Raw genomic sequence first — 16,178 nt, 5'->3', positions numbered from 1 at the left:
TATCCCACTATTTTTTAAATATTCTTATAAATAAGCTAATACAATTTATGCCTAATAGGCAAATGAAAAATATCAAGCTATATACTGCCAAACTAACACCAGAGATCTCTTCGGAAATACTAGTACAGCTACTAACAGTTCCTGTTAAAGATTTTGTAGCATCAATTAACAATGGGTTACTAATAACACCACAGTCTGTTGGGTCATTGGATATTGTTGATGAGAAGTACTGTAAATAAGCTTGATCGGCAGCGATATAGCAACCAACAATAGTGATTAATACAATTACTATCAGTACTATTGAACTAAATCCTTTTGAGCTGTTTTTGATTAACCCTAGGATACTAAATATCATAATGCATATAACACATAGTTGTTGAATTAGGCACATTGGGCAGGGCTTCCAGTTTAAACCGAAAATGGTAATCATAACTACAGCCAATGCGATTAAGCAAACAAAAGTATTAAATAAAAAAATATTTCTAAATATGAATCTCATCATTAAATTTTTCTAAAAACAAAGAAATTTTTGTAATTGTATCATAGATTTAATTGCTTTTTTATATTATCAATATAAAGCGATTCTATAGCGTTTGAGAGATCTTCTTTTGGCACTGTTATGGTCAGGTCTTTAATATTGGAGGTATTTATGGCATGGAAAGTGTTTTTTAGCTGTTCAATAGTTCTGTTTGAAGTATTGGAATTATTTATTGTTAGATATTTTATGTAAGTATTTGTGCTAACTTGTTGTAGCTCTTTATTTCTTATTAAATTTGCTTTTTTTAATAGTCTAAGAACATCTCTGGCACTTATGTTTTTAAGTTCAAAAATTTTTCTTATAGTTATGACTGCATTTAAGAGTTTGTATTGTTTGTTTGATAGAAGTAATTCCAGCTTTATATGTTTAACAAACTCATCTTTAATGTCTAGAAGACATAGGCATATTTTCTCATCATTTGAAGATTTTAAGTAAATTTTGCTCTCAAAGAAACTTGTGTTTGGTATTGTGTCTAAAGATTTTTTTATATATGGGAATGTCACCTCCAATGCTTCAAGATTGTCTAATGTCTCAAAAAAAATCCTTGGGTTTTTAAGTGCTTTGATAAACTCTATATGCAATCGCTCCTTAGTTAGGTAGTTTAGCTCTCCTGACTTGATAACAGAATCGACTATATTTATAGTTTCGTCAGCAACTGAGAAGTTAAAAGCGCTAAGTTGGGCTTTGAAGCGAGCTAGTCTAACCACGCGTAAAGGATCTTCAATAAATGCTTCTGAAGTGTGTCGAAGTATTCTATTTTTAATATCATTTTGACCATTAAAAGGGTCAATTATATTATTGCTTTTATCTATTGCCATGGAGTTGATGGTCAAGTCTCTACGTTTTAAGTCTTCTTCTAATGTGATATTGCTTGAAAAATTAACTTCAAAACCATGATAGCCTTTAGCTATTTTTTTTTCTGATCTAGCTAAGGCATACTCTTCTTTAGTCTCTGGGTGTAAAAAGACTGGAAAACTAGATAGTATTTTTGTGAAGCCAGCTTTGATCATTTGAGCTTCTGTAGCACCAATCACCACCCAGTCTTTGTCTTTGGGGGTTATCCCGAGTAGCAAGTCTCTAACAGCACCACCAACTAAGTAAAACTCCATCGCTTAATAAACATCTTTCTGTTTGCTTTATGTTAACAGAAAAAAGTGTATAATTATTTGTTATTCGCGTTGGTTTTTTAACGGCTTTTTGTATTCTATGGCAAATTTGATTGATAAAATTGATCTTAAATCTCAGGGTTCGGGTAACCTAAGTGGTGAAATGACAAGTAAGCAAAGGGTGGGAACCCTTTATAAAAGGTTGTTGTCGCAGGTTAAACATTTGTGGCACTTTCTTGTTATTGCAGCTGTGGGTAGTGTGTTTTTCTCTGCTGCTGATGCTTCAATGATATATCTTATTAACCCTATATTGAATTATGGGTTTGGTCCTGGCGGCGATATTACTAAGCAAAGTGCTAGTATACTTATGCTTATGGGTGTTGGTATGGTAGGGCTTTTGACTTTGAGATCAGTAGGATCATTTTTGTCACAATATTTTATAGGGTCTTTAGGGCAGAAGGTTGTTTATAAATTTAGAAAAGATATTTATAAGAGATTTATGAATCTACCTGCTAGCTTTTTTGATAAGCATTCTTCAGGTCAGATTATATCGAGACTATTATATAATGTTGATCAAGTTACTGAGGCTACATCAACAGCTATTATCACAGTTGTGCAAGATGGTACTTTTGTTATAGGTCTTATAATAGTTATGGTGGTTTCAAGTTGGCAACTATCATTGTTTTTAATAATTATTGGGCCATTTCTGGGTTTGTTTATTTCTATAATAAATAAGAAATTCAGATCATTAAGTAGAAATACTCAGTCATCAATGGGTAATGTCACTCATACGGCAGAAGAAACGATAAGAAACTACAAAGAAATTAGAATCTTTGGTGCGCAACAGAAACAACAGAGTAAATTTTTTAAAAATCTTGATTATACTTACTCTCAGCAGATTAGAACAATTGTGTTAGATGCTCTTACATCACCTGTTATTCAGATTATTGCTTCACTAGTTCTTGCTTTTTCACTATTCACAATCGCAATCTTTGGGACTAATGAAGGAGGAGGTTCGTCTTGGTTAACAGCTGGTTCTTTTGCGTCATTCTTCGCTGCTGCTGCTGCCATTCTAAAACCAATTAAGAATCTTACCAAGGTTAATGTCGTTATTCAAAAAGCTGTAGCAGCTACAGAAGATATATTCTATATTTTAGACTATCCGGCAGAGAAAGAAACAGGTAATAAAGAGCTTGATAAGGTCTGTGGTAAAGTAACAATCAAAGATGTTAGTTTTGCATTTGGAGAGCAAAAAGTTCTTAATGGTGTAAGTACAGAGATTGAAGCAGGAGAAACCGTAGCTTTTGTTGGTAAATCAGGGAGTGGTAAGACAACGCTGACGAGCATTATTTCAAGATTTTATACCCAGCAGAAAGGTGAAATACTATTAGATAATGTTGATATACGAGATTTGACTTTAGAAAACTTAAGATCGCATCTATCTATGGTTTCACAAAATGTTCATTTATTTGATGATACTGTATTTAACAATATAGCATTTGGACTTTCTAGAGATGTTTCTGAAGAAGAAGTAGTTGATGCTCTTAAAAGAGCTAATGCTTATGAGTTTGTTCAAGAACTTTCAGATGGTATCCATACTAATATTGGTAATAATGGTTCTAAACTATCAGGTGGTCAACGTCAGAGATTATCTATTGCTAGAGCTCTATTGAAGAATGCTCCAGTATTGATATTTGATGAGGCAACTAGTGCACTTGATAATGAATCAGAAAGAGTGGTTCAACAAGCATTAGAAAGCTTGACTAAATCTTGTACTACTATAGTTATTGCACATAGGTTGAGTACGGTTGAAAATGCCGACAAAATTGTAGTGATGGATGACGGTAAAATGGTTGAAAGTGGTAAGCATGAAGAGCTTCTGGCGAAAGGTGGACTTTATACTAGGCTATATCAATCAGGACTTCAGTAATAATAATGATAGATAAGATTTGGTATAGACCAAAGCCGGGGATACTCAGTTATATTTTAAGTCCTATCGCTTTTATTTTCTTAAAGATTGCTCATAATCGTAAAATTAGGCTACAGGATAATCAATATAAGTCAAAAATTCCTGTAATTATAGTGGGTAATATCTCCGTTGGTGGAACTGGTAAAACTCCTGTAGTGAGGATGTTTGCTAATCAATACCTAAAGCAAGGTAAAAAGCCAGTTGTAATCAGTCGTGGCTATGGCGCTAAGGCAGAAAAATATCCTTTTGAAGTCGACTCAAAGACACCTGCAAGTGTATGTGGTGATGAACCGGCAATGTTATTTGATGCATTAGGTGGTAAGGTGCCAATAGTAATATCTCCACACAGAGTTGATTCTGTTAAATATATTGAAAAGAATTATCCTGATGCCGATGTTATTATATCCGATGATGGTTTACAGCATTATAAATTAGCTAGAACTAAAGAGGTGGTAGTAATCGATGCCAGTAGGATGTTCGGCAATGGATTATGTCTACCAGCTGGACCTCTCAGAGAACCGGTAGAAAGACTAAAATCAGTGGATCAAATAATCGCTATAGGTAATCTTGATGATCAAAACTATAGTGAGTTATTAAATTATAATTCTAATATTGTCAGAGCTAAAATCAAGGCGACAAAATTTGTAAATCTTGTAACAAAGCAAAGCATACATATAGATGGTTTCTATGGTAAATCAATAGATGCTGTTGCTGGTATTGGTAACCCTGATAAATTTTTTAGCTCGCTGGATGAGCTTGGAGTGAATATCTACCATGAGCATATCTTCAGAGATCATCATAAGTATACACCTAAGAATTTTGAACATTTTGATCCTGAACAAATAGTTATTATGACTTATAAGGATGCCATTAAGTGTAAAGATTTTGCCAAGAGTAATTGGTGGTATCTTGATATAGCCTTAGAGTCTTATTGATTATTCGGTTAAGCTGAAAATTTGCCACTAGAATGGAAGTCTAGAGTATAAATCAGTTTGATATACCAAAGCATATATATTACTATTAACCTGATAAAAAAGTAGCTACAAAATCTATGAAAAAAATTGTTTTAGTTGATGGATCATCGTATCTTTTTAGGGCATATCATGCTTTACCAAACCTTACTAATAGTCAAGGTGAGCCAACAGGGGCTATTATAGGTGTGATTAATATGCTTAAGAAACTGCCTGCTATTTATGATACCGAGTATGTCACAGTAGTCTTTGACCCTAAGGGTAAGAACTTTCGTCATGAGATGTATCCTGAATACAAAGCAAATCGTAAAGCGATGGATGATGAGCTTAGAGTGCAAATCCAACCATTACATCAAATTATCGAGAATATGGGATTTCCATTGATAATAAAAGATGGCGTTGAAGCAGATGATGTAATAGGAACATTGGCAAGAGATCTTGAGCAACAAGGTTATGATGTCATTATATCAACCGGTGATAAGGATATGGCACAGTTAGTCACGGATAATGTGACTCTTTATGATTCTATGAAAAATGTAACTACTGATGTGGCGGGAGTTATAGAAAAATATCAAATTAGACCAGATCAAATTATAGATTATTTAGCTTTGATGGGTGATTCTTCAGATAATATCCCAGGAGTACCAAAAGTAGGTCCTAAAACAGCAATTAAATGGCTACAAGAATATGATGATATTGATGGTGTTATTGCCAATCAAGATAATATCAAAGGTAAAGTTGGAGAAAATTTACGCAATAATATCGAGTTACTCAAATTATCCTATAAATTAGCAACTATAAAGTGCGATGTGGAGCTTAATCTATCTATAGAAGATTTAAAATGTAAAAATGCTAATAAAGAATACTTATATGAGGTGTTTACACGTTATGAATTTAAATCTTTACTTAAAGATTTAAGTATTCCATCTTCACTAAAGTTAACAAAACCGCAACCTGAAAATATAGAGGTTGACTATAAGATAGTTGCAACACTAGAGCAACTTAATGATTTGGTCAAAGAATTGGAAAGTAGCAGTAGTTTTGCATTTGATACGGAGACAGATTCTCTTAATACTTATGAAGCGAACCTTGTTGGTCTATCATTTTGTGCAAAAGAGGGTCGAGCTTATTATATTCCTTTGCAGCATAGATACCTTGGAGTTCCACAGCAATTAGAACTAGAGATTGTTTTAGATAGTTTAAAACCTATTTTCGTAGATTCTCAAAAGTCTAAAGTTGCCCATAATTTTAAATTTGATGAAAAAGTTTTGTCAAAATATGGAGTTAAGATAGTTAATCTAGTTAATGATACTATGATTATGGCATATGTGCTAAAAAGTAGTGGTAAACATGATATGGATAGCTTATCAAAAGAGCACTTAGGTATTGAGCCAATCGCATATACGACATTAGCAGGAACTGGTCGTAATCAGTTGACATTAGATCAAATAGATATAGAAAAAGTAGCTAAGTATGCTGCTGAAGATGCTGATATTACATTTAGACTTTATAATTATTTCTTGAAAATGCTAAAAGATGATGAAGTGTTATATAGTCTATATTCTAAGGTTGAAATGCCGTTGACTATTATCCTTAATAATATGGAAAAAACTGGCGTTAAAATAGATGCTGATAAACTTATAGAACAAAGTGCTAATCTTGAGGACTCTATAAAGGAGCTTGAAGTTAAGTGCTATGATCTTGCTGGTCAGGAGTTTAATTTAGCTTCACCTGTACAGCTAAGAGAGATTTTGTTTGAAAAGATGGGGCTTCCCCCAGTCAAAAAGACAGCAAAGGGTCAAGCTTCGACATCTGAAGAGGTTTTGGTGCAGCTAGCCGAAGAGTATGAAATAGCAGCATTAATAATGAAGTATCGCCACCTATCAAAGCTTAAAAATACTTATACAGATAAGTTGCCAAAAATGCTTGATATAAATGGTCGCGTTCATACTTCGTATAATCAGACAGGTACTGTGACTGGAAGACTTTCTTCATCAGATCCGAATTTACAAAATATTCCTATTAAGAGTCCTGAGGGGCGTAAAATTAGACAGGCATTTATTGCTGAAAATGATTTTTGTGTAGTTGCAGCGGATTACTCTCAGATTGAACTGAGAATTATGGCGCATTTGTCAAAAGATAAAAACCTTTTAAAAGCTTTTAATCAAGGCTTAGATATTCATAGTGCTACTGCGGCTGAGGTTTTAGGTATAGGTCTTGATGAGGTTACTAGTGAGCAACGAAGAAGGGCTAAAGCAATAAACTTTGGACTTATTTATGGTATGAGTGCTTTTGGATTGGCTAAACAGTTGGAAATACCAAGAGCAGAAGCTCAAGAATATATAGATGTGTATTTTAGTCGTTATCCAAGTGTAAAAGAGTATATGACTACAGCTAAAGAATTTGCAAAGCAAAATGGTTATGTTGAGACTATACTTGGAAGAAGATTGTACCTACCAGAAATTAGTGCTAAAAATGCAATCCAGAGAAATGCTGCTGAAAGAGCTGCTGTTAATGCTCCTATGCAAGGTACAGCAGCAGATATTATTAAAAAAGCTATGATAGATGTTAACACTGTTATTTTACAAGAGTATAATGATGACATTAAAATGGTCATGCAAGTGCATGATGAATTAGTATTTGAAGTTAGAAAGCTCAATCTTGATGAAGTAACTGCGAAAATAAAAAGTATAATGGAATCGTCTATTAAGTTAAGTGTTCCCCTAGAGGTAAATGTTGATTCTGGTGAGAGTTGGGATCAAGCACATTAAATTATAGTTATAGGATGTTTTATGTTATTAGTAATGGATGTGGGGAACTCTCATATACATATAGGTGTTTTTGAGGGAGAAAATATAGTTTCTCAAATAAGATATGCTACTTCATCAGTCGATTCCACATCGGATCAGATAGGTGTATTTCTAAGGCAGGCATTAAGAGAGAACTCAGTAGATTTAGCTCAGATAGAAGGTTGTGCTATATCATCAGTTGTTCCTCACTTAAATTATTCTTTAGGCTCTGCTGTCATAAAATACTTTGATATGAAGCCATTTTTTATTAGTATGGAGACTACTGATCTTGATATGTCTTCTGTTGAAGCTCATCAAGTAGGAGCAGACAGAATAGCTAGCTGCATTGGAGCTATAGCTGATTATCCTAATAAAAATTTACTAATTATTGATTTAGGTACAGCAACTACTTTTGATTTAGTAACTAAGGATAAAAAGTACTTAAGTGGCTCAATTATGCCGGGTGTTAAGCTTTCACTGAATGCTTTGTGTCAAGGAGCTTCGCAGTTGTCTTCAATAACTATTGTCAAACCAGAGGTTGCCATTGGTTATGATACTAAGACTAATATTCGTTCAGGGTTGTATTATGGTCATTTAGGAGCATTAAGAGAGCTTAAAGCCAGAAGTTTAGAAGAATTTGGAGCCCCTGTTTATACTATAGCAACAGGTGGATTTGCAGGATTGTTTAAAGATGAAGGAATCTTTGATGAGATATCTCCGGATTTGATTTTGCGGGGGATTAGAATTGCATTCCTAGAGAATAACAAAAAAGGTGTTTAGTGATTATGTTAAAGAATAAAAAAGCGGTCATTTTATTATTTGATTCATTTGGTATAGGACAAGCACCTGATGCTGCTGATTTTGGCGATGAAGGATCAGATACTTTAGGTCATATTGTTGACTATTTTACTAACAATGGCATGAGTATCAAACTCCCAAACTTAGCAACAAAAGGTTTGTTGAAGGCTGCTGAATACAATAGGTGTAAAGAATTTAGTCAACAAGTTAGTCATATAGATGTTATTGAAAATGCAAAGTATGGCTATTGTGCTGAGGTTAGCAAAGGTAAGGATACACCGAGTGGTCACTGGGAGCTGGCTGGCGTGCCTGTTATGTTTGATTGGTACTATTTTACCAATAAAGGTAATCAAGGTTATTTTGATAAAGAGTTTATTGATGAATGGGTTGAACGAGCTGGACTTACCGATGGTTTTATAGATGCTGGTCATGCATCAGGAACAGAAGTTCTAAAAGAGCATGGTTGCGAGAGTTGTGTCACTAAGAAACCAATTGTTTATACATCTGCAGATAGCGTTTTTCAGGTTGCTGCTCATGAAGATTATTATGGTTTAGATAAATTATTGAATATCTGCAAAATAGCTAGAGAAATTCTTGATGAGATGGGAATGAAAGTTGGTAGGGTTATTGCTCGTCCATTTATTGGGGAGTCTGCCGATGAATATACTCGTACTGGTAATCGTAAGGATTTTTCGATATTGCCACCGGCACCAACATTACTTGATAAGTTAACTAATCAAGGTGGTAAAGTTGTTTCAATAGGTAAAATTGCTGATATTTATGCTAATCAAGGTATATCCAAGAAAGTAAAAGCAACTGGGCTAGAAGAGTTATTCGATAATACGATTAGAGAGTATGAATCAGCAAAAGAAAATACATTAGTGTTTACAAACTTTGTTGACTTAGATTCAAGTTATGGTCATCGTAGAGATCCTAAAGGATATGGTAAAGCATTAGAGTATTTAGACTCAAGAATTCCAGACTTAGATGCTAAGCTAGATGAAGATACTATTGTTATACTGGCAGCAGACCATGGTTGTGATCCAACTGCACCAGGCTCAGATCATACAAGAGAATGTGTACCGTTTTTATTATGGGGCAGGAATATCGAAGCAGAGTTCATTGGGGCAAGGGATACATTTGCGGATATTGGTCAAACAATTGCTGATTATATGGGTGTAGAGCCTCTGAGATATGGTAAGTCAATCTTTGGAGCTAATAATGACAACTAGACAGAAGATAGTATCATTAATGGACTTGACTCAGCTAGGTGAGAGTGACACTGATGCTGATATCGTTAAGCTATGCGCAAAAGCTAAAAATTCTTTAGGTGAAGTTGCTGCAATATGCGTTTATAAACAACTCGTCCCTGTAGTTAAAAAAACTTTAGGTAGTGATTTTAAAGTTGCAACTGTGATTAATTTCCCTAAGGGGAATAGCTCAGTTGAAGATATTGTCTTAGAAGCTAAAGAAGCAGTATCATTGGGAGCAGATGAGATTGATTTAGTAATTGATTATAATGAATATATCCAAAAAGGTCATTCACAAAAATCATGTGATATGATCGAGAAAGTCAAAAATGTATGCCAAGATCGTGTCTTGAAAGTCATAATTGAATCAGGCGAGTTGAATGAAGATAACTTAATCAGTAAAGCAAGCCATGATGCGATAGTAAATGGAGCTGATTTTGTTAAAACATCTACAGGTAAAACACCAAATGGCGCAAGCTTAGGAGCCGCTAAAGTGATTTTAGAGACTATAAAAAACTCTGGATATGAGGTTGGTTTTAAAGCTTCTGGTGGTATTAGAGAAGAAGCTCAGGCCTTAGGATATATTAAACTAGCGGAAGAGATTATGTCAAAAAAATATGTAGTAGCAGATAGCTTTAGATTCGGAGTTAGTGGTTTACTCGATAACCTTTTAAATGGAGAAGTTAGTAGTGGCTACTAGGATATTGTTTTTTATACTCGGTATTGTTGTTGTTTTTGTTTTAGCTTATATATGGAGTAGTGATAGGAAAAAAATCAGGTACAAAAACCTAGTGGTTATTTTGGTTGTACAAATAGCTCTTGGCTTTTTCATGCTTGAGTCTGAAGTAGGTATAAAGGTTGTTGGTTTTATTGCCGAAGGTTTTGAGCATTTGCTTAACTATGCACATCAAGGATCAGCATTTATTTTTGGTGATCTTACTGATATGTCTAAAAATGGCTTCATTTTCTTTTTCAATGTGGGAATGCCTATTGTTCTAGTATCTTCACTGATTGGTATCTTACAGTATTTTAAAATACTACCTCTTGTCATTAAGGGCATAGGTTGGATTCTATCGAAAGTTACGGGTATGGGTAAGTTAGAATCATTTAATGCTGTTAGTTCACTTGCTGTCGGACAATCAGAAAACTTTATTAATTACAAAAAAATTATTGGCCATCTTCCTTCAAATGTATTGTATACAATGTCTGCAACGGCAATGTCTACAGTATCTTTAGCAGTTGCAGGTGCTTATATGTCATTATTAGATCCTAAGTATGTATGTGTTGCTCTAGTGATGAATATGTTTGGGACTTTCTTTGTATTAAATATTATTAATCCTTATGAAGCTTCCGAAGAGTTTAGTTATGATAAGTTACATGAAGAGTTTGAAGAAGAGAAGCAAGGCTTCTTTGAGATGCTTGCCGAGTACATACTAGATGGTTTTAAAGTTGCTGTTATTGTTTCTGCAATGCTTATTGGATTTATTGCTCTAATTGCAATGTTAAATGCGATATTTAGTAGTCTATTTGGTCTAAGTTTTCAGGATTTGTTGGGTTATCTATTTTATCCTATGGCTTGGATACTTAATATTAATGGCGATGAGTTGCACGCAGCAGGGCAGCTTATGGGTACTAAAATGGTAACTAATGAGTTTGTGGCGATGCAGATGATGAGTTCTCAATCACAGCAATTTACAGAGCACACTAAAGCGGTTATATCAGTATTTTTGGTTTCCTTTGCAAACTTTAGTTCAATTGGGATAATCATAGGAGCAATTCAGGCTTTGAGTAAAGAAGCATCTGTTAAAGTTTCGAAGTTTAGTTTGAAAATTCTTTATGGTGCGGTGTTGGTGAGTTTTTTATCAGCATGTGTAGTCGGATTAATAGTTTAAAGGTAAAGTTGTGATCTCAAGACTTTTGTTCTTTATTCTTGGAGTTGTAGTTGTTTTTTTATTAGCTTTTATTTGTAGCTCAGATAGAAAAGCTATCAAATACCGCTCTTTATTTATAATAATGACTGTGCAACTAGTGATGTGTGTGGTTCTACTAGAAACACGTTTTGGTGTTGTTATTATGAATGGTTTTGCAAGTGTTTTTGATTTTTTGATTGATAAGTCTCAAGTTGGCGTAAGATTTGTTTTTGGTAATATTGATACTAATGAAAATAATGGTTTTGTTTTATTTTTAAATGTTTTGATGCCAATAGTCTTTATTTCTGCACTCATTGGTATCCTACAGTACCTTAAGATTCTACCTTTAGTTATTAGAAGTGTTGGATTTTTATTATCTAAGGTTAGTGGTATGGGTAAGTTAGAATCATTTAATGCTGTAAGTTCAATATCACTTGGGCAAGCAGAGAATTTTTTAGCATATAAAAATATTATTGGACATTTATCTCCGAATGTTTTGTATACAATGGCGGCTACGGCAATGTCAACAGTATCTTTGTCGATATTAGGGTCATATATGACTATGATTGATGCAAAATATGTATGTGTGGCAATTATTATGAATATGCTAAGTACTTTTTTTGTACTACATATCATAAACCCCTATAATTATAAAAAAGAGTCTAGTTATGAAGAGTTAGAGGTTGATTATGATACGGACAGTAAAAGAGCTTTTTTTGTAGTATTAGGAGAATACATCCTCGATGGTTTTAAAATAGCTGTTGTAGTTGCGGCAATTTTAATTGGCTTTATGGCTCTAATAGCTACACTAAATTCAGTTTTTGAAAGTATATTAGGTATTTCATTTCAAAACTTATTAGGTTATCTGTTTTATCCATTTGCGTGGGTTCTACATATTCCTGCAAGTGAGCTTTTATTTGCTGGAAAAGTGATGGGTACAAAATTAGTATCAAATGAGTTTGTGGCGATGTTGATGGTTAAAGATAATATGGCTAATTTATCATTACATACTCAGGCGGTTATTTCTGTGTTTCTAGTGTCTTTTGCAAATTTTAGCTCAATTGGGATTGTGGTTGGTACAATATACTCGTTAAGTAAAAGGTCTGGGGAGATAGTGGGTGCTTTTGGTTTAAAAATGCTGTTTGGAGCCACCTTAGTTAGTTTTCTATCAGCAGTAATTGTAGGATTGTTTATATAAAAATTATGTCAAAATTTATAGTTATAGAAGGTCTTGATGGTGCTGGCAAAAGTACAGCTATTGGTTTTATTAAGAAATATTTAGACTCTAAATCTTTAGCTACAGTGTATACTCGTGAGCCAGGGGGTACTAAGGTCGCCGAAGAAATAAGAGCTCTAGCACTTAAGGATTGTGAAGAAGAGATGGTCGCTTCGGATACTGAGCTTTTATTGATGTATGCAAGTAGAGTGCAGCATGTTGAAGCTCTAATTAAGCCGGCACTTGAAAGCAATCTTCATGTAGTATCAGATAGGTTCTACTGGTCTAGCATGGCTTATCAAGGTGGTGGCCGAGAGCTTGGTTTTGATAAGTTAAATGCTCTAAATGAGACATTCTTAAAAGATTGTCAGCCTGATTTAACAATATATTTAGATATTGATCCTGCTGTTGGATTGGCTAGAGCAGGTAAAGTAGGTTCTCCTGATAGAATTGAGAAAGCAGGTTTAGCATTTTTTGATAGAACAAGAGCTGTTTTTAAGAGTTTAGTGACAAAAAATAATAATGCCTATGAAATTGATGCTTCTCAGTCTATAGATGCCATCGAAAAAGAAATCTGCACCATTTTGGATAAATATTTTTAGTTTTAAATAAAAATATTTCTAGTAAAATCTTTGTTAGTTGATTTATATAAGAAGATAAAAATTATGAGTGATATTTTAAAAGAAATTGCTAAAAGAAGAACTTTTGCAATTATTTCTCACCCTGATGCGGGTAAGACAACAATTACTGAGAAGATGCTTTTGTTTGGAAATGCTATTAAAACAGCAGGAACAGTAAAAGCTAAAAAAAGTGGTGTGCATGCGACATCTGATTGGATGGAAATGGAAAAAGAAAGAGGGATATCTATCACAACCTCTGTAATGCAGTTTCCTTATAATAATAAAATTGTAAATCTACTTGACACTCCAGGACATGAGGATTTTTCCGAGGATACTTATCGTACATTAACGGCAGTAGATTCAGCATTGATGGTTGTTGATGCTGTTAAGGGTGTAGAAGATCGTACAATTAAGCTTATGAATGTTTGTCGCCTTAGGGATACACCTATTTTGACTTTTATGAATAAATTTGACCGAGATACAAGAGATCCATTAGAGCTTCTGGACGAGGTTGAAGATATTATGAAAATCAAGTGTGCTCCTATGAATTGGCCAATAGGCATGGGTAAATTCTTCAAAGGAGTTTATGATTTGTATGAAGATGAAGTTACTCTTTTTGAAGGAGGGCATGGTCATGAAATTCATCCTTATAAAAAAATTAAAGGTTTAGCTAATGCTAAAAATGAAATTGGTACAGAGCTATTTGATGACTTAGAGATGGAAATAGAACTAGTACGTGGAGCTAGTCACGAGTTTGATCAAGAAGCATTCTTAAAAGGAGAGCTAACACCTGTATATTTTGGAACAGCGTTATCTAACTTTGGTGTAAAAGAAATGATGGATGGTTTTACAGCTTATGCACCTGATCCGCAGCCACGCGAGACAAATGAAAGGCTTGTAAATACAGATGAAGGTAAATTAACAGGCTTTGTGTTTAAGATACAGGCTAATATGGATGATAAGCATCGCGATAGAATTGCCTTTTTTAGGATATGTTCAGGTAAATATGAGAAAGGAATGAAAATTTATCATGAACGAACAGGCAAAATGATGCAAATATCAAAAGCTTTAACATTCATGGCAGGTGAGCGCGAGCAAGTTGAAGAGGGTTATGCTGGAGATATAATTGGTTTGCATAATCATGGTAGTATTCAGATAGGTGATAGTTTTACTCAAGGCGAGAAGCTTAAGTTTAAAGGTATTCCAAATTTTGCGCCAGAGATTTTTAAGAGAGTTAAGCTGAATGATCCACTCAAGATGAAGGCTTTACAAAAAGGATTGGTGCAACTATCAGAAGAGGGTGCAACTCAAGTCTTTAAGCCAGTGATTTCTAATGATCTTGTGCTTGGAGCTGTTGGTATACTTCAGTTTGATGTAGTTGCTCAACGTCTTGCCTCAGAGTATAACGTTAAGTGTTCTTATGAAGGGGTCAATGTATCATTAGCTCGCTGGATTTTTTGTGATGATGAGAAAAAGCTTAATGATTTTAAGAAAAAATATGAGGCTAATCTATCATATGATGGTGCTGGCTATCTTACATATCTTGCGCCAACAGGAGTAAACTTGCACTTAGCGCAGGATAAAAATCCTGATATTATATTTAGTGCTACAAGAGAGCATTAAAATCATATGCTTTTTAAGTAAAAAAATATGCTATACTTTTCAAGTATTTGTTTATAAATTTATATTAGGGTGCTAGATGTTTAAGGGTATCAATAAGATTCTTGCCGCTGGATGTGCGTTGGTTATGGTAGCGCCTGCATTCGCGATGGAGATATATACAGTTAAGTCGAATGACTATTTGTATAAAATAGCAAAAAGCCATTCAGTGAGTGGTGTAAGTACTTCTGAATTAACTGATGCAATAAAAGGCATAAATAAATCTGAGATTCCAGGAATCGTTGATAATAGAATCAAAATTGGTGATAAACTTGCTATTCCTACTACTAAAGGTGAAGTTGAAGATGGTCTAACCTTGACAAGAAATCGGATGATTCAAGGTTCGTATAATCAGCCTTCTTCTAGTAATGACTCATCAAGTACACCTAAGCTTGGCGATCAAACAATGGTTTCAACAGATTCTGAATCTGATAGTTTATCATCCCCCAATGTATTAAGTGAGGATAAGATTCCAACCTTAATACCTGGAGAAGAAAATGCTCACGAAGCATATAAAAGTAATCTAAATAGCCAAATAAGTTCAGCAAATATTCAAGAAAATGAATCATATGAAGAAAGCTCATTTTCATTTTTAGGCTCACTATTTAAGTTTATTGTTTATATCGTAGTTTTAGCCGTGGCTGTTATTGTTGGTAGGAGATTTTGGGAAACAAGAAACTCGAAGAAAGAACAGGAGTTAGAAATAATCTCAAGAAAGAAAAGAGATCACCTAATGTCACGTATTTCTCCTGTTGTTTCGGGAAATGAGTTTTATAGTTCTCGAAAGTCTAATAGTGGCCCTCAAGAAGAGTTTGATTTTTTTGATAATGCTAATAAAGTTAATTCTAATAGCCAAAACAAGGCTAGTTCAGAAGATTTTGAGCATGAGCTAAATCAAGATATTTCTGAGAACATTGAATCTGCTGAAATAACTAATAATATATACTCTGAGAGAGATAATGTTGTAGTTAAAACAGAACGAGGAGTTGTATTTGAAACTAATACTGATGAAGCACTTTTAAATGCTGATGATGAATCTAAAATTCAAGAGTTAGATTCTCAAGAGCAGGCCGAGCAGGAGCTTCAATATGTAAATGAGCTTGTTGAGCAATTTTTGGATAGTGAGAAGTATGTTGAAGCAAGTATTACTATTCAAGATTCATTAGAGAAGAATCCTAATAATATTGATTTACGTTATAAGCTTTTAGAAGTTTATGCTCAGGCAGGGGATGAAATTGCTTTTGAAGGAGAAGTTCACTTTATAAAGTCTAAAAACATTGTAAGCATGTTTGATCCTTTGCATCAAAAGATAGCAAAGCTTAGAGATAAATATTTTGAGTAGTCGATTTTTA

13 protein-coding genes are annotated in these 16,178 nt (G+C 34.1%); 11 read left to right on the top strand and 2 right to left on the bottom strand.

Annotated elements, in window-relative coordinates; translation table 11 throughout:
- Positions 1 to 7: 7 nt before the first annotated feature.
- Both F3D59_RS05835 and F3D59_RS05830 read right to left on the bottom strand, forming a co-directional pair.
- On the bottom strand, positions 8 to 499 hold the full coding sequence (locus F3D59_RS05835; protein WP_041263888.1) for a disulfide bond formation protein B: 492 nt from the start codon (positions 497 to 499) through the stop codon (positions 8 to 10).
- Positions 500 to 540: 41 nt separating this feature from the next.
- Entirely contained in the window at positions 541 to 1,647 is a 1,107-nt protein-coding gene (locus F3D59_RS05830; RefSeq protein ID WP_150464151.1) for a CCA tRNA nucleotidyltransferase, read from the bottom strand.
- Between the two features lie 97 nt (positions 1,648 to 1,744).
- On the opposite strand from F3D59_RS05830, the gene msbA reads away from it, so the two are divergent.
- From msbA to F3D59_RS05775, 11 genes are all read left to right on the top strand, one after another.
- On the top strand, positions 1,745 to 3,574 hold the full coding sequence (gene msbA, locus F3D59_RS05825) for a lipid A export permease/ATP-binding protein MsbA (protein WP_150464150.1): 1,830 nt from the start codon (positions 1,745 to 1,747) through the stop codon (positions 3,572 to 3,574).
- A gap of 5 nt (positions 3,575 to 3,579) precedes the next feature.
- Positions 3,580 to 4,548, top strand: a complete 969-nt coding sequence (gene lpxK, locus F3D59_RS05820; RefSeq protein WP_150464149.1) for a tetraacyldisaccharide 4'-kinase — start codon at positions 3,580 to 3,582, stop codon at positions 4,546 to 4,548.
- A gap of 116 nt (positions 4,549 to 4,664) precedes the next feature.
- Positions 4,665 to 7,355 carry a DNA polymerase I gene (polA, locus tag F3D59_RS05815; protein WP_150464148.1) on the top strand — a complete coding sequence of 897 codons (2,691 nt, stop codon included), beginning with the start codon at positions 4,665 to 4,667 and terminating at the stop codon, positions 7,353 to 7,355.
- A gap of 21 nt (positions 7,356 to 7,376) precedes the next feature.
- Positions 7,377 to 8,153, top strand: a complete 777-nt coding sequence (locus F3D59_RS05810; RefSeq protein WP_146420866.1) for a type III pantothenate kinase — start codon at positions 7,377 to 7,379, stop codon at positions 8,151 to 8,153.
- 5 nt (positions 8,154 to 8,158) lie between these two features.
- Positions 8,159 to 9,403 carry a phosphopentomutase gene (locus tag F3D59_RS05805; RefSeq protein ID WP_150464147.1) on the top strand — a complete coding sequence of 415 codons (1,245 nt, stop codon included), beginning with the start codon at positions 8,159 to 8,161 and terminating at the stop codon, positions 9,401 to 9,403.
- Positions 9,366 to 10,121 carry a deoxyribose-phosphate aldolase gene (gene deoC, locus F3D59_RS05800; protein ID WP_191092442.1) on the top strand — a complete coding sequence of 252 codons (756 nt, stop codon included), beginning with the start codon at positions 9,366 to 9,368 and terminating at the stop codon, positions 10,119 to 10,121. The genes F3D59_RS05805 and deoC overlap by 38 nt, the downstream gene beginning before the upstream one ends.
- Positions 10,111 to 11,313, top strand: a complete 1,203-nt coding sequence (locus F3D59_RS05795; RefSeq protein WP_150464231.1) for a nucleoside transporter C-terminal domain-containing protein — start codon at positions 10,111 to 10,113, stop codon at positions 11,311 to 11,313. Before deoC ends, F3D59_RS05795 begins: the two co-directional genes overlap by 11 nt.
- 10 nt (positions 11,314 to 11,323) lie before the next feature.
- A complete protein-coding gene (locus tag F3D59_RS05790; protein WP_150464145.1) occupies positions 11,324 to 12,529 on the top strand; it encodes a NupC/NupG family nucleoside CNT transporter in 1,206 nt (401 codons plus the stop codon).
- Between the two features lie 2 nt (positions 12,530 to 12,531).
- Positions 12,532 to 13,149, top strand: coding sequence for a dTMP kinase (gene tmk / locus F3D59_RS05785; protein ID WP_191092447.1), 618 nt, complete (start codon positions 12,532 to 12,534; stop codon positions 13,147 to 13,149).
- 63 nt (positions 13,150 to 13,212) lie between these two features.
- Positions 13,213 to 14,790: a peptide chain release factor 3 gene (locus tag F3D59_RS05780; protein ID WP_013922393.1), complete on the top strand. Its 1,578-nt coding sequence runs from the start codon at positions 13,213 to 13,215 to the stop codon at positions 14,788 to 14,790.
- A 76-nt stretch (positions 14,791 to 14,866) separates the two neighbouring features.
- Complete coding sequence (locus F3D59_RS05775; protein WP_150464143.1) at positions 14,867 to 16,168, top strand: LysM peptidoglycan-binding domain-containing protein; 1,302 nt, start codon at positions 14,867 to 14,869, stop codon at positions 16,166 to 16,168.
- Positions 16,169 to 16,178: the final 10 nt, after the last annotated feature.

Source organism: Francisella sp. XLW-1 (assembly GCF_008711455.1).
GTDB classification, from domain to species: domain Bacteria; phylum Pseudomonadota; class Gammaproteobacteria; order Francisellales; family Francisellaceae; genus Francisella; species Francisella salimarina.
Note: the sequence above shows the minus strand (reverse complement) of the source record. Positions and strands in the feature narration are given on the sequence as shown.

Coding starts and splice junctions, on each gene's coding strand:
- lpxK (WP_150464149.1), top strand. CDS start 3,580: ATGATAGATAAGATTTGGTATAGACCAAAGCCGGGGATACTCAGTTAT.
- F3D59_RS05830 (WP_150464151.1), bottom strand. CDS start 1,647: ATGGAGTTTTACTTAGTTGGTGGTGCTGTTAGAGACTTGCTACTCGGG.
- deoC (WP_191092442.1), top strand. CDS start 9,366: ATGGTAAGTCAATCTTTGGAGCTAATAATGACAACTAGACAGAAGATA.
- F3D59_RS05780 (WP_013922393.1), top strand. CDS start 13,213: ATGAGTGATATTTTAAAAGAAATTGCTAAAAGAAGAACTTTTGCAATT.
- F3D59_RS05810 (WP_146420866.1), top strand. CDS start 7,377: ATGTTATTAGTAATGGATGTGGGGAACTCTCATATACATATAGGTGTT.
- polA (WP_150464148.1), top strand. CDS start 4,665: ATGAAAAAAATTGTTTTAGTTGATGGATCATCGTATCTTTTTAGGGCA.
- F3D59_RS05805 (WP_150464147.1), top strand. CDS start 8,159: ATGTTAAAGAATAAAAAAGCGGTCATTTTATTATTTGATTCATTTGGT.
- F3D59_RS05835 (WP_041263888.1), bottom strand. CDS start 499: ATGAGATTCATATTTAGAAATATTTTTTTATTTAATACTTTTGTTTGC.
- F3D59_RS05775 (WP_150464143.1), top strand. CDS start 14,867: ATGTTTAAGGGTATCAATAAGATTCTTGCCGCTGGATGTGCGTTGGTT.
- msbA (WP_150464150.1), top strand. CDS start 1,745: ATGGCAAATTTGATTGATAAAATTGATCTTAAATCTCAGGGTTCGGGT.